Source organism: Fibrobacter sp. UWR4 (assembly GCF_003149045.1).
In the GTDB taxonomy this organism is placed as follows: Bacteria; Fibrobacterota; Fibrobacteria; order Fibrobacterales; family Fibrobacteraceae; genus Fibrobacter.
On the sequence record NZ_QGDU01000004.1, the window covers coordinates 76,371 to 97,062 of the forward strand.

At 48.8% G+C, this 20,692-nt stretch carries 16 protein-coding genes; 5 read left to right on the forward strand and 11 right to left on the reverse strand.

Annotated elements, in window-relative coordinates; all coding sequences use genetic code 11:
• Window positions 1–42 precede the first annotated feature (42 nt).
• Both BGX12_RS02770 and BGX12_RS02775 read right to left on the reverse strand, forming a co-directional pair.
• Entirely contained in the window at window positions 43–1,317 is a 1,275-nt protein-coding gene (locus tag BGX12_RS02770) for a glutamate-5-semialdehyde dehydrogenase (RefSeq protein ID WP_109734565.1), read from the reverse strand.
• Between the two features lie 287 nt (window positions 1,318–1,604).
• Complete coding sequence (locus tag BGX12_RS02775; protein ID WP_109734566.1) at window positions 1,605–4,454, reverse strand: glycoside hydrolase family 2 protein; 2,850 nt, start codon at window positions 4,452–4,454, stop codon at window positions 1,605–1,607.
• Between the two features lie 244 nt (window positions 4,455–4,698).
• Here BGX12_RS02775 and rplU point away from each other — a divergent pair, with 244 nt between their 5' ends.
• Window positions 4,699–5,184, forward strand: a complete 486-nt coding sequence (rplU, locus tag BGX12_RS02780; protein WP_109734567.1) for a 50S ribosomal protein L21 — start codon at window positions 4,699–4,701, stop codon at window positions 5,182–5,184.
• Window positions 5,185–5,187: 3 nt separating this feature from the next.
• Window positions 5,188–5,448 carry a 50S ribosomal protein L27 gene (rpmA, locus tag BGX12_RS02785; RefSeq protein ID WP_109734568.1) on the forward strand — a complete coding sequence of 87 codons (261 nt, stop codon included), beginning with the start codon at window positions 5,188–5,190 and terminating at the stop codon, window positions 5,446–5,448.
• 286 nt (window positions 5,449–5,734) lie between these two features.
• Here the strand turns inward: rpmA and BGX12_RS02790 are convergent, their stop codons facing one another.
• From BGX12_RS02790 to BGX12_RS02800, 3 genes are read right to left on the reverse strand one after another with little or no spacing between them, the layout of a single operon-like run.
• Window positions 5,735–6,745, reverse strand: coding sequence for an aspartate-semialdehyde dehydrogenase (locus tag BGX12_RS02790; protein ID WP_109734569.1), 1,011 nt, complete (start codon window positions 6,743–6,745; stop codon window positions 5,735–5,737).
• Entirely contained in the window at window positions 6,742–7,707 is a 966-nt protein-coding gene (locus BGX12_RS02795; RefSeq protein WP_109734570.1) for a hypothetical protein, read from the reverse strand. The genes BGX12_RS02790 and BGX12_RS02795 overlap by 4 nt, the downstream gene beginning before the upstream one ends.
• A 22-nt stretch (window positions 7,708–7,729) precedes the next feature.
• The gene (locus BGX12_RS02800; RefSeq protein WP_109734571.1) at window positions 7,730–8,200 is read right to left on the reverse strand and encodes a single-stranded DNA-binding protein; all 471 of its coding nucleotides are present in this window, start codon (window positions 8,198–8,200) and stop codon (window positions 7,730–7,732) included.
• A gap of 245 nt (window positions 8,201–8,445) precedes the next feature.
• On the opposite strand from BGX12_RS02800, the gene BGX12_RS02805 reads away from it, so the two are divergent.
• Window positions 8,446–9,543: an exo-beta-N-acetylmuramidase NamZ domain-containing protein gene (locus tag BGX12_RS02805; RefSeq protein ID WP_109734572.1), complete on the forward strand. Its 1,098-nt coding sequence runs from the start codon at window positions 8,446–8,448 to the stop codon at window positions 9,541–9,543.
• Between the two features lie 94 nt (window positions 9,544–9,637).
• On the opposite strand, the gene BGX12_RS02810 is transcribed toward BGX12_RS02805, so the two are convergent.
• The 3 genes from BGX12_RS02810 to leuC all read right to left on the reverse strand — a co-directional run bounded on the left by BGX12_RS02810 (window position 9,638) and on the right by leuC (window position 13,522).
• The gene (locus BGX12_RS02810) at window positions 9,638–11,263 is read right to left on the reverse strand and encodes a polysaccharide lyase family 1 protein (RefSeq protein ID WP_109734573.1); all 1,626 of its coding nucleotides are present in this window, start codon (window positions 11,261–11,263) and stop codon (window positions 9,638–9,640) included.
• Between the two features lie 225 nt (window positions 11,264–11,488).
• Window positions 11,489–12,091 carry a 3-isopropylmalate dehydratase small subunit 2 gene (locus BGX12_RS02815; protein ID WP_109734574.1) on the reverse strand — a complete coding sequence of 201 codons (603 nt, stop codon included), beginning with the start codon at window positions 12,089–12,091 and terminating at the stop codon, window positions 11,489–11,491.
• A 21-nt stretch (window positions 12,092–12,112) separates the two neighbouring features.
• Complete coding sequence (gene leuC / locus BGX12_RS02820; protein WP_109734575.1) at window positions 12,113–13,522, reverse strand: 3-isopropylmalate dehydratase large subunit; 1,410 nt, start codon at window positions 13,520–13,522, stop codon at window positions 12,113–12,115.
• Between the two features lie 305 nt (window positions 13,523–13,827).
• Here leuC and BGX12_RS02825 point away from each other — a divergent pair, with 305 nt between their 5' ends.
• Together BGX12_RS02825 and BGX12_RS02830 are read left to right on the forward strand one after the other, a co-directional pair.
• On the forward strand, window positions 13,828–16,164 hold the full coding sequence (locus tag BGX12_RS02825; RefSeq protein WP_158278148.1) for a glycoside hydrolase family 5 protein: 2,337 nt from the start codon (window positions 13,828–13,830) through the stop codon (window positions 16,162–16,164).
• A gap of 258 nt (window positions 16,165–16,422) precedes the next feature.
• Window positions 16,423–17,445, forward strand: a complete 1,023-nt coding sequence (locus tag BGX12_RS02830; protein WP_109734577.1) for a hypothetical protein — start codon at window positions 16,423–16,425, stop codon at window positions 17,443–17,445.
• A gap of 243 nt (window positions 17,446–17,688) precedes the next feature.
• Here BGX12_RS02830 and BGX12_RS02835 read toward each other — a convergent pair whose 3' ends face one another.
• The 3 genes from BGX12_RS02835 to BGX12_RS02845 all read right to left on the reverse strand — a co-directional run bounded on the left by BGX12_RS02835 (window position 17,689) and on the right by BGX12_RS02845 (window position 20,281).
• Window positions 17,689–18,126 carry a hypothetical protein gene (locus BGX12_RS02835; protein WP_109734578.1) on the reverse strand — a complete coding sequence of 146 codons (438 nt, stop codon included), beginning with the start codon at window positions 18,124–18,126 and terminating at the stop codon, window positions 17,689–17,691.
• A 212-nt stretch (window positions 18,127–18,338) separates the two neighbouring features.
• Window positions 18,339–19,862: a M23 family metallopeptidase gene (locus BGX12_RS02840; RefSeq protein ID WP_109734579.1), complete on the reverse strand. Its 1,524-nt coding sequence runs from the start codon at window positions 19,860–19,862 to the stop codon at window positions 18,339–18,341.
• 8 nt (window positions 19,863–19,870) lie between these two features.
• The gene (locus BGX12_RS02845) at window positions 19,871–20,281 is read right to left on the reverse strand and encodes a hypothetical protein (RefSeq protein WP_073225211.1); all 411 of its coding nucleotides are present in this window, start codon (window positions 20,279–20,281) and stop codon (window positions 19,871–19,873) included.
• Window positions 20,282–20,692 lie beyond the last annotated feature (411 nt).

Here is a 20,692-nt window from a genome sequence, read left to right on the forward strand (position 1 = left end):
CAATGATCCTCGTGTCATGCTGACGCAGGTCAGCATCTACTGTTAACCGCGAACCTGGCCTTCGCCACGGAGCACCCACTTGTAGGTGCAAAGGCTTTCGACGCCCATGGGGCCACGGGCGTGGAGCTTGTCGGTGGAAATGCCTACTTCTGCGCCCAGGCCGTATTCGCCGCCGTCGGCAAAACGGGTGCTGGCGTTCACCATGACGCTGCTGGAATCTACGTTTGCAACGAAGTAATCCTGAACGGAAGCTTCTTCGGCGACAACCGCTTCCGTGTGGCGGCTGCTGTACTTTTCGATGTGGTCCGCTGCTTCCTCTACATTTTCCACAAACTTGACGCTTGCCTTCAGGGCCAGATATTCGGTGTGGTAGTTGGCTTCGTCACCGATGTCGGTGACATTTGCGATGCCTGCAAGACGCTTCTGGGCATCGGCGTTGCCGAACAGTTCTACACCGCGGCTGGTCAGTGCGTTCACCAGACGTGCGACGGAATCGGTGGGCAAGGCCTTGTCAAACAGCACGCATTCCATGGCGTTGCAGACGCCGGTGCGCTGAGTCTTGGCGTTAATCAAGATGTTTTCTGCCTTCTGGATGTCTGCGGACTTGTCCACATACACATGGCAGATACCGTTAAAGTGCTTAATGACGGGAATCTTGCTCTGGTCTACCACCGCGCGAATCAAGCGTTCGCCACCGCGAGGAATCACCAGGTCAATGCAGTCATTGCGCTGGAGAAGCATACCCACCAGGTCGTGGCTGCTTTCGGTCACTAGCTGGACTGCGTCGGCTTCAACACCGTTTTCGGTCAAAGCCTTGCGGAAAATTTCAGCCAGGCACTTGGCTGAATTTAAGGATTCCTTACCGCCACGAAGAATTACAGCATTACCTGCCTTGAAGCAAAGGCAAGCTCCGTCGATGGTCACGTTGGGGCGGCTTTCAAAAATAAAGAACACGGAGCCGATAGGCACAGCCACGCGCCGAATGTCGATTCCGTTCTTCAAAGTGCGGCGTTCCAGTTCCTTGTTCAGGGGATCTGCAAAGGCTGCGATTTCCTCGGCGCCCTTGGCCATGGCTTCGATGCGTGCATCGTTCAATGTCAAACGGTCCAGCATGGAATCGCTGATCTTGCCGCGGGCAGCATCCACATCCATCTGGTTTGCTGCAAGAATTTCCGGCTTGCTTGCTCGGAGCAGTTCGGCCACGCGGGCGAGGACCTTGCTGCGGGTTTCTGCACTAAGGGTACGGATTTTCTTGCTTGCCTTACGGGCATTATTTGCCAGAAGGTCGGAATATTTCTCTAGTTCGACGGTGTTCATGTCTCAAATATAGCTTATGGAACTCTGGGTGTTCCAAGTTGGAATAAAGAACCCGGTCCATTTTCTCAAATTGAACTTGATTTTTATCACACAAAAGAGTAGTTTAAAATTAATCAGGTTTGTTTTTACTGGCGACGTTGTCGGATTGTCGCGTGGGTATCGGACTTGGGTGTTTAGACTCGGTGCTAGCCTTCTCTCTCAAACGGCACCGAGTCTTTTTTTTGAATAAATTAAAAGGCCGCAGGGGGTATCCTGCGGTCTTTCAATTTTTTTGGCTTTTTCTGATTTTACAGAAGGCTTACGATCTTGGTGAACAGGGCGTCTGCCAGGGCGCTGGTTTCCAGTCCTTCGAAGACGTTGAACTGGTTGAACATGATCTTACCCTTGCCGAAAGGATAGAGCTGCAAATCTGCACCTGTCTTTACGCTGCCATCCTTCAAAGTCATGGATCGTGCGAACACGGTTGCACCTTCAAGCTCGTTCAGGGAAATGCTGGGCATAATTGCTGCTGCATTGTGATCCAACACGGCGGTTTCGCCAAAGACGGATGCCAGTTCAGAACCCTTAGGCAGATAGTGCAGGCTCAGTTCGTTGGCTCCAGTACTCCAGTGGGATTCGATCTTGACGTCGAACAGATGACTCTGGTTCATATAGTCAATGTCGTCCTGGGTCATGTCGGAAAGCAGCAAAGTCTTGCCGCCATTTTTGGTCACGTCAACAATCTTGTCCAGAATTTCATCGGGCCAGGAACTGAGGTTGGCTGTGAAGATAATCTGTTCAGGACCGGTGAGGGCTGCCAGTGCGTCGCTGGATTCTTCGCAGTTATCCAGGAAGCAAACCTTCTTTTCTGCGCTTCTAACATCAGCCTGTTCGATGACGATCAGGTCTTCGGTAGAAGAGTGAATTGCCTTGCCGTTGTCCAACAGGGTGACTTGAATCTGGTATTTGCCTTCGGCACGCGGTGCCATCATGGTGCAGATGCCCAACTGAGTGAGGCTGGTCTTGCCGGCGGGTTCTTCCGGTTCCATGACTTGGCTGGAAACTTCCTTGCCCTTTTCGTCAAGAAGCTGGATCTGGACAGTCAGTTCTTCGTAACGCTTGTTGTTCAGAACAGTCACCTGGAAGCTGACTTCGCCCTGGGGAACGACGACATGATCCAGTTCGCTAATGAGTACGCGGCTGGGAACGGTGATTTCGTTGGCGAAATTTTCAAAACCCTTGCTTGCACGATTTTCATCGTTGAGGCCGCAGAAGTCAGTGCTGCAGTCTGCCCACTGATCCAGGAAGAAACCTGCAATCTGGGGGTTGCTCTGGAATGCGGTAATCTGGTCCAACTTGCTCTTGAGTGCAATGCGGTTGGCGTCAGCGACGAAATCGCTATAGCTCTTCCATACGGAGAGGTCGCTATCCACGAAGGTTTCAATCTGCTTCACGAAACTCTTGATCGCCTTCTGGTTCTTGGAACTGCGAGGACCGGAAATGGTGGTTGCGCTTGCCGGAAGCAAAGTGTGGTTCTTCAAGGTCACCAGCATCTTGTTGCTGATGTCGCTTGCTACGTTTTCTTCTTCATCCTGGAAAATAGCGTCACCGAAGCCTGCGTCGGGAACGGTCAGTTCTTCGTTGTCGCGATCAAAGCAGTGTGCCAGGTAATGAGTGTAGCTTGCGTTGGGGTTCATTCTGGGGTTTACGCGGAGCGTTGCATACTGGGAGATGCGGTCCACGGTCACAGGAAGGAGCTTGCCCGTATCCTTGTGGAAGTTGCCTTCGTTGTCCAGATAAATGGAATTCAGGTTGCTGATGGCCGGGCGGGTCATATCTACCGGGCTGATGGCGTTCAGCATCTTGTTGCCGTTCTGCAGCAGGAAGGTTCCGTTTTCGGAACCAAGAACCCATGCGCCGATACAGGGATGGCTATGCTGTTCAGCGACGATATCGTTAATGAGTTTCTTTGCGATTTCCAGACCTTGGGGAGTGGATCGCATGGTGTGGATGGGGAATTCCTGGAATACGATCAGGCCCAGCTTGTCGCAGATGTTCAGTGCTTCTTCGGTAAGAGGTGCGCCGCAGCTGCGGATGGCGTTGAAACCGCGGTCCTTGATAGCCTTCAGGTCCTTTTCCAGCTTGGGGTTGTTGTAAGTCCACAGGCCACCTTCGCTCCACTGCTGGTTGTAGCTGATACCCTGGATCTTCAAGATCTGGTCGTTCAGGTAGTAGTCACCCTTGATGCAGTCAAACTTGCGGAAACCGAAGGTGCGGACAACGGGGTAGGCGTATTCAGGGCGCTTGACTTCCTTGCCGTCCTTTTCCTTTCCAGCCTTGATTTCCAGCTGGAATTCAATAGCGTAGTTGTTCGGATGTTCCGGAGCCCAAAGGAACTTGTCCTTCTTGACGTCCTTCACTTCGAAGACGTAACGCTGGGTTGCATTTTCCTTGTCCAGCTTGATGTTGTCGATGAAGTGTTCGTACACTTCGCCTGCAGGATTCTTCATCAGTACGCGGAGACGGGTCACGAAGCCGCGGGGGTTGTTGAAACTGACTTCGCAGGCGACGCGTTCCTGGTCCAGATCCGGTTCCACATGAACGTGGTCAATGAATGCTGCGGTGCCCATGATCAGGTCTACGTCACCATAGATGCCGCCAAAGGGGTACTGGTTCCAGGGGAGGCCCACAGGCATTTCGCTGGGGTGTGCATAACGGTCGTCTGCACCTTCCTTGGATTCGCGGCCAAGGTCGATGCGGCTGTTGGATGCACCCATATTAGCTACGCGGACGCAAAGAATGTTCTCTTCGCCAATCTTCAGAGCCTTCTGGGTTTCCAGAACGAAGGGAGTGTATGCACCAAAGTGGGTGCCCAGGAGCTTACCGTTCAGCCATACGGTGGCATGGGTTGCGATGCGGTTGAATCGCAGGAAAATTCGCTTGGTCACCTGCTTTTCGTCATCAACTGTAAAACGTTTGAAATAGTAAGCGCAGTCCTGAGACATCAGAAGCTTGTCGAAAGCGCGTTCCCAAACGTGGGGAACGGAAACGGTTTCGGTTTCTTCAGGGTAAGTTGCATACCAACGGTTGGTGATGCCTGCGTCTTCGGTGTCCCAGATCATCTGCCAATCGCCATTAAGGCTCATAATTTTGCTCATTAGAGAATCCTTTATAAAATACGGCACAAAGATAGAATTTCGTGAATGATGTGTTTTGGATAGTCGGCAAAAAAAGGGCGCTTTGGGGGTATAAATGCTCGTAATTGAAAAAAAAACTAGAAAAGGACCTCTTTTTGTCATGAAAAAGAACTTTTTGTTCATTTTCTGTGGATAACCCCCTTTGTTTTTTTGAACAGTATTGCTAAATTTGGGACTCCAATAGCAACCTAAAAAGGATTACAAAATGTATTCTATTGTTGAAACAGGTGGTTTCCAGTATAAAGTCGAACTCGGCAAGACCTACAAGGTTCCGACTATCGACGCCGCTGTTGGTTCTGAAGTGGAACTGAAGTCCGTTCTTCTTTTCGCAGGAAAAGAAGTGCAAATCGGCACCCCTGTCCTGAATGATGCTTCCGTCAAGGTCGAAGTTCTCGCCCACGACAAGTACGATACCATTATCGTGTTTAAGAAGAAGCGTCGTACTCGTTACGAACGTCGTAACGGTCATCGTCAGGGCTACACCGAAGTGCTCGTAACGGAACTCCGCTCCGGCGCAGAATCTGCAGTTGTAGACTCTCAGGTTATTACTCGCAACCGCGCTCGCGTGGCTGCCCTTGCTAAGCAGAAGGCTCAGAACAAGCCGCTCACTCGCAAGGAAAAGATCGCTCAGGGCCTTCCGAAGCCGGCTAAGGTTAAGAAGAACTCTCTGCGTAAGGCTAAGGAGGCTTAATCCATGGCACATAAGAAAGGTCAAGGTTCTGTTCGTAACGGTCGCGACTCTAACGCCAAGTATCTTGGTGTTAAGAAGTATGCTGGTGAAGTTGTCAAGGCTGGCAACATCATCGTCCGTCAGCGTGGCTCTCACTTCCACAACGGCAAGAACGTCGGCATGGGCAAGGATTTCACCTTGTTCTCCCTCGTTGATGGCGTCGTGAAGTTTGAACGCCTCGATGCAAAGCGTCAGAAGGTCTCTGTCTACGCTGAAGAAAATTAAGGTGTTGCAAGGGAAACCACAAGGTTTCCCCTGGACCCCTTCCTAGATTCAGGGTAGATAAGCTTTAAAGCTTTTTGAAACCATCCTTCGGGGTGGTTTCTTTTTTTGTAGCGGGTAAAACCACAAGGTTTCCTTTGGAACCCCTCTTAGATTCGGGTAGAAATGCTTCTGTGAGCAAAATAAAAGACCTGGTGTGAACCAGGTCTTTTATAGCAATGTGACGCCTTCGGCGTCATAGCTCTGTGGCTTGGTCATACGAACATAAATGTTCGTGCGACTCTCGCCTTTAGAGGAGTTCTGCGATCTGAACGGCGTTGAGAGCTGCGCCCTTACGGATCTGGTCACCGGTGAGCCACAGGGTGTTACCGCAATCGTCTGCCAGGTCCTTACGGATACGGCCAACGTAAACATTGTCATGGCCAGCGCTTTCTAGCGGCATGGGGTAGACGTAGTTCTGCGGATCGTCCTTCAGGGTTACGCCCGGAGCGTTCTTCAGGGCTTCGCGGATCTGTTCGACGGAAACCGGCTTTTCGGTTTCGAACCAGACGGATTCGGAGTGGGAACGGAGAGAGCTAACGCGCACGCAAGTTGCACTGGTGCGAACATCAGAGTGCATGATCTTGCGAGTTTCGTTGTACATCTTCATTTCTTCCTTGGTGTAGTCATTTTCAGTCATCTTGTCGATCTGCGGAATGACGTTGTATGCCAGCTGGAAGGGGAACTTCTTGATGTGAGTGGTAGTACCGGTTTCAAGAATGTCCTTGTACTGCTGCTGGAGTTCTTCCATGGCGACAGCACCTGCACCACTTGCGCTCTGGTAGGAGGAAATGTGGATCTTCTTGATGTGGGAAATCTTTTCGATGGGGTTGAGAACGACGACCATCATGATGGTGGTGCAGTTCGGGTTTGCGATAATGCCGCAACCGCCGTTTTCTGCCTTATGGAGAGGAATGTCATAAGCGTTCACTTCGGGAACGACCAGAGGAACATTGTCCATCATGCGGAAGTAGCTGGTGTTGTCCACAACGACAGCGCCGTTTTCAACAGCAATGGGAGCGAATTCCTTGGAAACTGCAGCACCTGCAGAGGAGAGGACCAGGTCCACACCCTTGAATGCATCGGCGCAAGTCAATTCGACCTTCAGCTTTTCACCCTTGAAGGTGAATTCCTTACCGACGCTACGTTCGGAAGCGAGAAGCTTGAGGTTCTGGAGAGGGAAGTTACGCTGTTCCAGGATGGAAAGCAATTCCTGACCTACGGCACCAGTGGCGCCCATGATTGCTACGTTACGAATCATTGTTGATCCTGTTGTTCTTTAGTTTGTGGTTGATAGTTTGTTCTTAAATTCTCAATATTTACCCAGAAACGGTCGATGTAGGCGTTCATCTGGGCAACTTGTCCCATGGCCTGATTGTACTGGTTCTGCTGCTCTTCCGGGCTTTCCTGAATGGCGTAGTTGTACAGGGAATATGCTGCAAGTCTTGCACTCTCACTTGCCTGAATCAGTTCGGAATGGGCCTCGCTGGATTCGTGGGGGTGGAAAAGACCTAGCACTTTCTTGTTCAGAGCCACAGCGTTATTGCTGATTGCCAACGCCTGTCTACCGCGAACTTCGCGTTGCTGTTCGCTGATATTTGCGGAGACCTTTTCAAAACTACGGATGGATTCTGCAATGGCGCGCATGCGCCCAATAACGCCCTGGGCTTCCTTAGTGTAGCTGTCCAAACGGGCGAGGGCTGCGCCGTTACTGCCAGCGTCAGTTTTTAACTCGCCGGATCGGCCGGACTTGCCAACTTTGCTGTTGGGATTGTAGTTCGGGTTGTTGCTGTCCTGGAAGGAGGCTATATAATCCTGGTACTTGGCGTTGAGAGCTTCGATTTCTGCAGGGGAGTAGTCCTGTGTAGGAATGAACGTGGGACGATCCCAATAGGCAATGCCCCAGAAGCTCACGAACATCAGTCCGGAGAAAATAAAATGACCCACCTTTGCGGGGCGGTCGTCGCTCTTGATGGCGTGGATGATGCCTAGGACAAAAAGGCTTGCAAAGGCAAGAAGAAGTCCACCGTCGCAATTGTAGACAATGAAGGAGTTCTTCGCGAAATAGAAGATGCAGTCCATTGCAACAATTATGAACGAGAAAATCACTCCCAGAAGTTTCTGGTAGCGAGAATAGGCGGACGCCGCCTGGAGGATTGCCACGAAGGTGATCCCCAGGGGGAGAACGAACATCAATGCGATATCTGCAATTTGCTGATTCATTTACCTTGTGTATGAGTCCGCATTAGAACGGAAGACCGTCTTCTTCATCCGGCATAGGTGCGTCGTATGCCGGAGCGGAACTCTGCTGGTTGAAGTTGTTGGACTGGCTGTAGCTGTTGCCCGCCTGGTTGAAGCTGCCACCCTGGCCGCCGTTGGAATTACGGCTGGAAAGAAGCTGGAAAGTATCCAGACTTACTTCGGTGGAATAACGCTTCTGACCGCTCTGGTCGGTCCAGCTACGGTTGGTGAGGGAACCTTCTACATAAAGGGTGGTACCCTTCTTGACGCCCAGCTGTTCCATAGTGTCGGCGACCTTGCCCCAACCAACGATGTTGTGCCAATCGGTCTGTTCCTTCTGTTCGCCGTTGTTATCGCGGTAGCGACGGGAGGTGGCGAGGGAGAAGGATACGCGCTTGCGACCAGTTGCGCCTGCGCTAATGACAGGATCCTTACCTACGTTGCCAATGAGCATCACTTTATTCAAATAAGCCATAATTCAATTATCCTATTTTAATTTTTATTACTGCACGAAAAATAAAAAAAATGAATGTCATTAAAATGTCAAAAACAATTCAAAAGCGTTTTCTTCCGTATAATTCATGGTTTTGCAAACAATTGTTGCATTTTTACCCCGTTAAAATAAAATCATAAACTATTTTTATCCCATAACTTGTAACTAACAACTACCTACTAACAACTACCTACTACCTACTACCTACTTCCTACTTCCTACTAAATATGGTTACACTCGCTCTCTCCAATTTCGAAAAGACTTTTCCTGCCAATCTTCGTGGCAAGCGCCTGGGAGCAGTCCTCCATCCGGCTTCTGTCTGCGCTGATCTGAGTTACACCCTGGACCTTTTGAAGTCCTATGATGGCAAGTTGTTTAAGTTGTCTGCATTGTTTGGACCCCAGCATGGCATCAAGGGACACACCCAGGACAATATGATTGAATGGGAAGGCTACACCGATCCCGAACTCGGTATTCCTGTTTATAGTTTGTATGGTGAACATCGCGAACCTACTCCGGAAATGCTTTCCCATGTAGACGCTCTCCTGATGGACTTGCAGGACGTGGGTGCCCGTTACTACACCTTCATCTGGACTCTTTACCTGTGCATGAAGGCTTGCGAAAAACTGGGTATTCCCGTTGTGGTCGTGGATCGCCCGAACCCCATTAATTGCGTAGATGAAGAAGGTCCGGTTCTAGACCTGAACTACACCAGCTTTGTGGGTCTTCACAGCATCCGCACTCGTCATGCAAAGACCATCGGCGAACTGGCCGAACAGTTCAAGGCTGAATGCTTCCCCAAGTGCGAACTTTACGTGATGCATATGGAAGGCTACGATAAGAAAATGTGGTACGACCAGACTGGTCTTCCCTGGATTTTGCCTAGCCCCAATATGCCTACTTTGGACACAGCCATTGTTTATCCCGGTATGTGCCTCTTTGAAGCCACTAACGTCAGCGAAGGCCGCGGAACCACCCGTCCCTTCGAAATTTTCGGCGCTCCCTTCATTGATGCGGTAAAGCTTTGCAAGTACATGAATGGCCTGAAATTGCCCGGTGTCTACTTCCGCGAAAACTACTTCCAGCCAACATTCCATAAGGGTGCGGGCCAGATCTGCGGTGGCGCCCAGATTCACGTTCTGGATCGTGACAAGTTCCGCAGTTTCGACATGGCCATCAAGCTTCTGCAGTACATCTTCAACGAATACCCGAAGGATTTCGCCTGGAAGCAGCCTCCCTACGAATACGAATTCCATAAGCTGCCTATCGACATTTTGCTGGGTAACGGAACCTTCCGTAAGGAATTTATTGAGTCTGCGATTTAGTCCTTCGGCTCATTAGAGAAGTTTCTGTAATAATGAAAAAGAACACCAGACGAATCTGGTGTTCCTTTTGTTTTTGGTTGGGGTTAGGAGAGAATTACTTGATATTAAATCGTGTGGTTTTGTTCTGGACTCGCATGAGGTAGCTACCTTGGGGGAGGCTTGCCTTTAGCTCTATGCGGTCACTGAAGAAACCCTGGCGGATCAGCTTGCCGGTGATGGAGAAAATCTGAACCTTGGTGGTGGGGGAGATTTCGTATTCTACGCCGCTGGCGATGAGAGCCAGACTTTCTTCAGAGTTGCTGGAGGCGGGCTCTTCGACAGAGCTGGAGCTGGATTCTACTGCGGGTTCTTCTTTAACACTGGAGCTAGATTCTACTGCGGGTTCTTCCTTGCTGCTGAAACTAGATGCAGGAACAACGGAGCTGGAACTTACGAGGACCGGTTCAATCTTTATTCCCTTTTCGTATTCGCTAATGTCAATCTTGCCGATACCGGAGTATGTGGTGACCTGGGACTTTACATCGCTGACGGGATCAGCGGTATAGCTGTAAATGTTCTTGGGGTTGAATGTCCCTTTCTTAATTTCTGCGTCGTAGGTAACCCAGGCGGTGTCCTTTGCTGTAAGGGTTGTGCCGGGGTTTACGGAAATTTTCATCTTCTTGCTGTTGCAGCCGCTATTCTGGAAGTTGGCGCAGCCTTCGTAATAGTTGCCTACGATGGTTGCTACGCCGTCGTCGCCTGCGAAGATTGCCTTGCTCAGACCTGCGTAATGATTGTTTTCAAAGTAGTCGTCGGAGCCGTAGCGGACATTGGGGCCGTTGCCTGTACCTTGACCGAGGACGTAATTATTGTACAGATGGATCTTGGTGTGGCGCATCATGGGGGTGCGTGCGTCCAGGTCCTTATAGAAATTGTGGTGGATGGTAATCTCGTGACGAAGGCTGTCGCTATTGCTGTTGCCGATAAGGCTAGCCTTGTGATGATTGTGGAAATAGTTCCAGCTGAAGGTTGCGTTATAAATGTTGTTCTTGGCGTCTAGAAGCCCGTCGTAGCGATCCTTGTTGCTGGTGTAGGCGTTATAGAATTCGCAGTGGTCAATCCAGATGTTATGACTGGCCTGCTTTTTCTTGTCGGCCCATACGGTGATAGCGGAATCTGCGGAAATGGCGATGCAATCCGGGTCGTTGAGAATGACTTCGGCGCCGTTACGGAAAGCGATGACCTTGTTTTCGTCGGTCTTGCTGATAGGCACGTCGCTCATGGTGAACTTGATGTTGCGGATGATGATGTTGTGCTTATTCTGGATGGAAAGGCCTACGCGATTGAAAAATGCCTTGTCCCCTTTGCCGATGATGGTCTTGTTGTTACCTACCTGGACCAGTTCGCCGTAAGTGGTTTCGATGCCGGAAGTGGCCACATGGCCGTTTTCGTCGATGAAGGTTTTGATACCGGTATTGATTTCGCCCTTTACGATAATGACGTAGGGCGTTTCCAAGTCTTCTGCATATTGCTTAAATTCGGCGAAGTTGGAGACTTCAACTACCTTGCCTCCGTTGCCACCGGTGGTACCGCCTTCCAAGGTGGCGTAACCCACCATGTCAAAATTCGGGGTTGCGGCAGAAACAGTTGTGCTCAGAATGAGCATTGCAATCATGGTTGCTGCGGTTATCAAAGCGAAATTTGTATTAGGCTTGTAATCTTTGAAAGATTTTGAGAACATATTTTACCCATCCTTTTAACACCATTTTCTTTGAAACTAGCGCTTTTGCTTATTTCTTTGACTTTAATATATCTTAAATTTTGACAAAAGTCAATACAAAATGAGAAAATTTTTGAGAACGTTTGGGGAGAGGAAAAAATATGAGAACGGGATAGACGATCTTGGGTTAAAAAAGAAAAACCCGAGTCGTTTGACTCGGGCTTTTCAATTTTGATTTCCTAAGAATTACTTAAGGAAGTTCATGTACGGAAGCTTTGCTGCCAGTTCCTGCACCTTGTCGGCGTTTGCCTGAAGGGCGGAGCGAGCGTTCCAGGAACCGTCCAGGAACTGACCGCGAGGACCATCAGCCAGAGTGAGGGCGATGGTTTCGTCACCCAGCTTCAGGGTGCGAGCGTCGGTGCTGGTTTCCAGTTCCTTGGAAGGATTAGCTTCGATCCAAGCGAGAATCTTGTCTGCAGTAGCGTGGTCAACCTTGAAGCAGGGAACGCCCAGGGCGACGCAGTTGCCGAAGAAGATTTCGGAATAGCTTTCTGCGATGATGGCCTTGATGCCCCAGCGCTTCAGAGCCTGAGGAGCGTGTTCACGGCTGGAACCGCAACCGAAGTTCTGGTTGGAAACCAGGATGGTGCCGTTCTTGTAGGCCGGGTCACGGAAGGGGTGAATCTTGCCCTGGGCTTCCAGGCCGGCGATATCGTCAGCGAAAGCGTTTGCGCCGAGACCTTCGAAAGTCACGCACTTGAGGAAGCGAGCCGGAATGATACGGTCGGTATCGATGTCGTTACCGCGAACAGGAACGCCGGAACCTTTAACGATGTCAATAGAATTCATTTTTAAATCTCCTTGTTCCTATTACTTGATGTACTTGCGGACGTCGGTAACCTTGCCTTCGATAGCGGCAGCGGCAACCATGGCGGGGCTCATCAAAATGGTACGGCCGGTGGGAGAACCCTGGCGGCCCTTGAAGTTACGGTTGCTGGAAGAAGCGCTAACCTGGCGGCCCTTCAGCTTATCCGGATTCATGGCGAGGCAGAGAGAGCAGCCAGCTTCACGCCATTCTGCACCTGCTTCCTTAAAGATCTTGTCGAGACCGAGAGCTTCTGCTTCAACCTTGATCTTCATGGAACCAGGAACAACCCACATCTTGACGGTGTCGGCAACCTTGTGGCCCTTGATGATTTCAGCAGCAGCCTGGAGGTCGGAGAGACGGCCGTTGGTGCAGGAACCCACGAATGCGATGTCGATGGGGGTGCCGATCATCTTGCCACCTTCTTCCCAGCCCATGTATTCATAAGCTTCGGAGATGACCTTCTTTTCGGAGCCTTCGAATTCTGCGATCTTCGGCATGTTGTCGTTGAGCTGGATTGCCTGTGCCGGAGTGATACCCCAGGTCACCATGGGTTCCAGGTTGTCGCAGTTGATTTCGATTTCGTCGTCGAACTGAGCGTCGGCGTCGGTAGCCACGGACTTCCAGTATGCAACGGCTTCATCCCACTTGTCTGCCTTGGGGGCGTAGGGCTTGCCCTTCAGGAATTCAAAAGTCTTTTCGTCGGGGTTGCAGTAGCCAACGCGTGCGCCGCCTTCGATAGCCATGTTACAGATGGTCATACGGCCTTCCATGCCCATAGCTTCGATGACGGGACCTGCAAATTCGTAAGCGTAGCCAACGCCACCGTTCACGCCAAGCTTGGCGATGTAGGCGAGGGCAACGTCCTTAGCGGTAACACCCGGCTTCAGCTTACCGGTGAAGTTGATGCGGCGGGTCTTGAGGGGGCTCATGGCCAAAGTCTGGGTAGCGAGAACGTCAGCAACCTGGCTGGTACCGATACCGAATGCGATAGCGCCGAAAGCGCCGTGGGTAGCAGTGTGGGAGTCACCGCAAGCGACGGTCATACCCGGCTGGGTAACGCCTTCTTCCGGGCCAACGATGTGGATCACGCCCTGTTCGCAGGTCTTGGGACCGAAGAACTTGATGCCGTTGGATTCAGTATTCTTTTCGATATGGGAGAACATTTCTTCGGAAATGCCATCCTGGAGAGGACGGTTACGTTCCGGGAAAGTGGTGGGAATAATGTGGTCAACGGTGGCGAAGGTGCGTTCCGGGAACAGGACCTTGGTGCCATCTTCACGGAGAGATGCGAAAGCCTGGGGGCTGGTCACTTCGTGGCAGAGGTGGAGACCGATGAAAAGCTGGCACTGGCCGCTGGGGAGCTTAGCAACAGTGTGGCTTTCGAAGATTTTCTGGTATAATGATTTTCCCATAGTGTGTCTCGTTTGTTGTTTTTTACAAAACTTCGTCTGGAAAATTGCTTTTCCAAAAATTCACGGACAAAGATAGTAAAAAGGAATTCGGACCTGTCCAATTTGCTTCAAAAGTTCTATGATCTGTGATGAAAAAAAAGAATGTTAAGAACTGTTTACATCTTGTTCGGAGAATGGTGTACAGTTGACGCATTTGGTGTGACCTTCATCAAAGGCGGGGTAACCGCTGTATACAAAAAAAACAATATTTATCTATATATATGACGGGGTTAAGGTTAAATTTTGTGAAAAAAAGGGCTTACCATATGAAAAAATCATTTTTAGGCTTAGCTTCTGTCGTCCCCGCATTGATGTTTGCGGCTTGTTCTGACGACGGTTCTTCAACCCCTGCTGCACAGGATCCTAATGCGGGCTTGATTACCAGTTCCGGTAGCGTTCAGATCCCGACTGATCCGAACAATCCGAATATCCCTGTCGTAAATTCCTCTGCCTCCAATCAGCCCGTTGTTGTGCCTAATCCCGAGGAAAACATTGCCGATCAGCCGATCTCCGAAGACGAAAAGAAGGATGACGGGGCTTCTTCTGTTGGTTCCTTGAAGATTAGTGTTGCTGGTGTTGCTGAAGTGGGTCCTTTTGCTTCTGGTGCTACGGTGACCGTTTCCAGCGTCGATGCAAAGACCATGACGGTGGGGGCTGCAGCTGTTAATACCAAGACCACGACTGCTTTGGGTAATTACACTGCTTCCGGTTCCTTGACTTCCGCTATTGGAAGTTTTGAAGCTTCCGGTAAGTTCTTTAATTTCTCTCTCCCGGATTTTTCCAATGTGAAGTCCCTCAAGGCTATTTCCGATCTGAGAAATCGTAACACTGTAAACATCAACATTCTTACACATCTGGAATATGGTCGTGTTCAGACATTGGTCGCTCAGCAGGGCTTAAGTTTTACTGCTGCAAAGGAACGTGCTGAAAAGGAAGTCCTTGCTGCATTTGGTTTCAAGTCTGATTCCACAATGTTTGAAGACATTTCTGTCTATCACATGACGGATGCTGCTGCAAGCCTCCTTGCTCTTACCGATGCAATGGAATCTAATCCTTCCTTGCTGGATGATTTGCTGAAGCTTACCGCCGATGATATCGCTGCAGATGGTAAACTAGATGAAAATGCAGTGAAGGCTCTTATTGGTGATGCAGCTTTCAATATGGATGTGAATATGAACATTTCATATCTTTCTGCAGCAAATAATGATGCCGATATTTCTACCTACACCATGCAGAAGAGATATCTGTGGGGCGCCATGTTCAACTTGGGTAGTTGCACTGACGCCAACCTGAACGAAGTAAAGAATAACAACAACCCCAACAGTACTATCCAGGACAAACATTTCATCTGTAGGGATGGCGGTTGGGCTGAAGCTTCTGCCGCGGCTGTCAAGAGCGCTGAAGTTGCGAAGACTGCTGGTGCTTGCGACGCTTCTACTGCTGGTAAGGTTGTTTCTTATACCGATGGCAATCAGTACATCTGTAAGAAGAATCTTTGGTCTGTGGCAACTGCTGATGACATTGCCGCTTCTCAGATTACGGTCGCCTGTAACTCCTCCAATGAAAGAGGTGTTGCAACTGCAAGTGGTTCTTCTTTCGTCTGCCTGAATGGTGTTTGGACCAAGGCTGCTCACGCCGCTATTGACTATTCCAAGGGCCGTGCCATGAATAAGAAACTCGGTCGTGGTATCAACTTCGGTAATTCCTGGGATGCTCCGGGTTCCGACGATGGTGGATGGGGTAACCGTATCAGTGATGGTGACTTTGCTACGGTGAAGGCTGCTGGCTTTAATTCTGTCCGTATTCCGGTTCGTTGGTATACAGGCATGTCCAGTAAGCTTTCTGGTGTGAAGGAAGATGTGCAGTTGGCCATTAAAGCTGGTCTTACCGTGATTATCAATAATCATCATAACCAGCCTGTTTATGATGCCGCCAACAATGGCTCCTTTGACAGTAAGCTGAATGATTTCAAGTCTGAATGGAAACAGGTTGCACAGGCCTTTGAATCTTTCCCGGACGACGCTATCGTCTTTGAAATTTTCAATGAACCCCATGATCCTATGTCCAATGCTCAGGTGAACAAGCTGATGTCTGCTGGTTATGAAACAATTCGTTCCATCTCCAAGGGCAAGACCATTATGTTCGAAGGCAATGGTTACGCTAAGTTCGCTCAGATTCAGAACCTCGATCTTCCTGCTGACGGCAATATCATCGTGTCTGGTCATTACTATGATCCGTATTCCTTTACTCATCAGGGGCATGGAGACAGCTATCCCTGCAATGCAAACGCCAAGGACGGAATTTCCAATATGGCCGGCAACTTCAAGAGCTATGCAGATTCTGCCGCTCGTTACTATCCGGACGTGAATGGCGGTTCTGTCCCCATGAATATGGGTGAATTCGGTGTTGCCAATAAGGGGCAGTGCTCTAGCATTTCTGATTCCAAGCGTGAAGCTTGGGTGGATGCTGTTGTCGCTCAGGCTGAAAAGTACGACATGAGCTGGCAGTACTGGTGCTTCAAGAACTGCGGTGGCTTCGAGGCTTCCAATGGCGGTTCTTGGCACGGAAACATGCTTAACGTCTTCAAGAAGTACTTCAAGTAGTATAAATTTGTAAAATAAAAATTCGGGACCTGGATTTTGCATCTAGGTCCCCTTTTTTTATAGCTCTGCTGGATAAGTGTTTGCGTGGTGCCAAAGCTGCGAAATTACTGAAAAAATGCTTGTGAAACGAACCGACAGTGCAGATTGTAAATTACATTTGTGCAGTAATAATACAGTAGGCCAACGGGCTTACAAATTACAACTTGTTTGCTAAGCGCATGTTTACGCCTAGCAGAGCTTTGGATAAAATGCCGTGATATGAAATGCTGGTGGTTATATCTTGTGGTTCTGTTTTCGGTGACTCTTGTAGTCATCTTGGATTTGTTTGCAAAGAATCAAGGTGAAGATGCTTTTGCGGACATTGTGAGTTCAGAAAGTCAGCAAGTTGTTTTAAAGGATTCCCTCTGGATGATTCTGGATTCCATGGAAAGGCAAATGGCTGAAGCATGGAAGAAGGATTCCGTAAAGACTCCGAAAAAATTTAAAGATTTCCGCCCTTTTGGAATGGGATACGCTCTAGAAGGTATCCATCCTGGGATGTCGATGTACGCATGGGTGAGTTCCCTTGCAGGGGATATTCCTGCGTCAAATGCTTATATTAGCATCGCATCGAAATTTAGCGATTTAGGGAATGTTTACGAGAAGTCGCGTAAGTCCTCCGAATTGGAGGTGGTTTTCTCGGTGGCCTACGATAGTGAGGCTATGAAAAAGACTGTTGAAATTCTCCATTCCACAGAACCGGATTCAAGTTTTGAAAAAGACTTGAGAAAGCAACTAGAGAGGACTAAATTCTTTTCAAAAGAACCTGTTCCCTCAAAGACGGGGAGGGATATAGAAAAGGATGTAGATAAATTATTGAAGGATTTACTCCAAGGAGGGATTGTTAAGAAAGATTCATTTGCCATTACTCAAGAAGATACCCTTAAGGCTTATTTCCGGTTTGTTGCAAAGGTGGCGTTTTTTAAAGTTCAGACTAACATAAGGATTTGTCGAGATGCCCCGGAAAAAGGAACGATGAGGCCGCTTTGCGACGTGATCGTCAACGACTCCCTTTATCATTGCTTTAGGATAGAATATTTGACTTATGGCGATCGTATGATTGCCTTCAGGTGTGAAGATGGAACTAAGAGCTTTGAGGAATCTGCTAAAGACCCCTGGGACTTTGATTTGCTATATGATGCTCCCTATGATGAGCTAAAGAAACTATGGTTGGAGCGTGGTTTGGAAGTTCCTGGTGGCTCTAACATGAAACCTCTGGAAATGTTAAAACATCACATATAGAACAACCCAACCCCCGTACATAAAAAGACCCTCGTTCACGCGAAGGTCTTTACTAGCGACAAACGACTTCCTTCAAGTACGCGCTGTGTTCCTGAAAAAGGTGTTGATGACCGAACGTTCCTATCCAGACGAGCGATCAACACCGGTGTTACCGTGAGCAAAAAGGACCGGTATGAGCCGGTCCTTTTTTGCGAGAACGAGCGCACAGCGTAGGTTGTTGTCCTAACGTACTGCGCGAGTGGTCTACTTAGTCTCGAACTTGTAGGCGTCCTTATAGTAGGCGATCATTTCGTCGCTGCTGCGGAATCCGCCGTTACGGATAGCGTTGCGAACGTCAGGATCCTTCTTGGAAAGGAGGGTGATTTCGCGGGCGACGTCCTTGAAGAATAGTTCGTTTGCTGCGCGGTCTACATGAACCTGCTGGTATTCCAGACGGTAATTACGTTCCAGCATCTGGAAAAGTTCAGACTGACATGCGTTTTCCGGGGGATTTTTCTTAGCAACAGGCATATAGCACTTGTTGATGTAATCCTGCTTCATGGATACGATCAGGTCGTCAATCGCAGGAATATTGTGATCCATGTCGTGAGATGCCAACTGGGCTTTAGGAGTCTTGATACCGGAGCATCCGGCGAGGAGGGTTGCGGCAACTGCAGAGATCACCAAAACACTAAACTTCATTCTTTTTCCTTTCTATTTATTGAAGTTACCCAAATCCCTAATTCCGATGTCAAAGTTACTTAATTGTGGATAACTTGGCGAGAGTGAAAATGTAATAATTCGCTTATAATTACCGCAAAAGAATGCTTGTTTGTGATGTAAGTCACGTAAAAGGAATGTTGATGATTTCACAACAAGTACAAGGACAAATCGAAACGATTTTTTGTACAAACTTACTTCAGAGATTTTGGCTTGAAACGGTAATACCAGGTGATAGGATCCATCACCTTGTACTTAATATTCCCGAGACGTTTAGTGCCGTTTTTGTCGACGATTCCAGTGACGATGTGTGCGTGTGGACCGGTTGTATGTCCTGATGTTCCTACTGTTGCAATGGGATCGCCTGCCATCACTTCCTGACCGTCCAGATAAAGTAATTTGTCGCAGTGCATAAACACCACAACCTGTTTTTCGTGAACAAGACCGATGATGATCCCGCCGCGTTCGTCTTTGCTGGTCCAGGCCTTTGCTGAGAAGGGGGCGAGAATGCGGGCACCCTGCTTTCCTGCTACGTCAATCGCTTGATGTTTACGATTTGTCTGTGTCTGGTTTTCGTAGTAGAATTCCGTCAGGTAAGCGATACTGTCGGAGTAAATGGACGTCCAGTATTTCCATGCGGAACCAGTTGAGTCTGCTGAAGTTTCGTTGAACATGTCGGGACGGGAAAACTTGATTACGGTTCCTGCAGGAGGGATAATCTGGTTGTTTTCCTTGGTCCATGCATTTGCGTTGTAACCGTTTTCGTCCAGCGTTACATCCATATATTGCTTGACCATCTTTTCGTCAGCAACAAGCGCGCAGAAACGGCCGATTCCGTATCTTGCAACACGGTTCACGGATTCCTTGCCGTCAAAGGTGTATTCGAATGATGGTGCCGTGGTGATAATATCACGTTCGTGAATTCTATTTCTTGTGTTGGATACACTTGGTTCCAGCTTGGATACGAACAGGAACGGGATAAGAACTGCGATGATTAGGAAGATGGGGTAGAACTTCCTGAATAATTTTGGAATGCCGTCCAATGGATTCTTCTGGAGGATCTGTACCTTGTGAAGGCTCTCAATGGTCGATCCAAAAGACTTGGGATTCTTTTTCCACGCCTGATTAGTCTTAAGGACGGTGCATTCCTTGGTGAAGGATTGGCTTGCGTTAATCGTTGCTGCGGCCCTGGGGAAGCGCTTCTTATTGGGCTTCTCGTTGAATAACCAGAGAATATTTGTTTGCTGCAATCCTTTAAGATCTTCAATCTGCTCGCAGGCGAAATCCATGTCCTTTCCTGCGATTACAAGAAGTCTTGTCACCAGAGGAATGTAGGTCGCCTCTTCATGGTTCATGTCCATGGGGACGATGCCGAGAATCTGAGGGACGTATTCCTGTATCAGTTGAAGATTGTGATAGAGGTTTCTAAACTGGTCGTCGTTGGTGGGGAGGAGTCTATTTCCGGAGATGATGCAGGAACCTTCGCCGAGGCTGTCCAGCTCCTGCTTGGTAACGAGTCGTTCCAGCAGGTCGTTTACGTAGATGTTTCCTACGGTTTCTGCTTTTCCGGAAAAATCCACAACAACAAAACGAGCGCCGGCGTTTAATGCCAGCGCTGTATCTTGCAAGGTTTCTAGGGGTAAATCCGATTCGCCAGAAAAGGCAAAAAGGGTTAGACCACCTTGCTTGTACAAGTAGTCTAGAACCTTATAGCGCATTCAGAAGATTATGCCTTAGCAGTGCCGCGGGGATAGGTGAAGCCTGCGGGAGGTGCTGCGACGAACTTATCCACCTGGAGGTAGAGTTCTTCTGCAGATGCGGAGGGGTTAAAATAAATTTCCTGGTTGCGGTTCTGGGTGCGGCCCTTGAGAGGTTCGCTACGACGAGAGCGGCTTACAACGCCCAGGGGGAGCACTTCCAGCAAGGGGAGCAGGCCAAAGTAACGGAACAGGCTGAAATTCTTCTGCCAGGTAGCGCGTTCGGCGAGAATTGCGAAGGTGCCGTCGAAGATGGACTTGGACTGGAGCAGTTCGTCGGAAGTCATGGTGACCAGTTCGTGGTTGGTGGGGAAGTTGTTCACGAAGTTGACCATGTCGCCCTTGAGATAGTTGGCGTCGCAGAGGAATACGAATTTCATTGTTTTACCTATGTGTTTAATAAAAACAGGATTTATTTCTGTTCATTGTTAAGATAGCTTTCTTCGATAATTTTGTCTTGAAATTTGTAGTGCTCAAATGAGCTGAAAAGTGAAAAAGCGCTGAATTTTACAAAAAGTTTACAAAAAGCTCTTTCCGAGGGCAAAAAATGTTTTTTGAGGGGGCTAATCGTAATTCGTTGATAGTCAACGACTTGCGAAAAAAAATGAAATTTGTCAAGTCGTATTGTTAAAAAAAAGCAAGATTTTTTGCAGAAAATGTGAAAAAAAACACAATAAATCGTTATATTTGAGCCGATTAATTGCGCAAACCACTTGCGTATTTTTTGTGTTTTTGGCGTTAAAGGCAAAAATGAAGAGAATGGTATAGTGGATGGAAATTATGGGAGATCA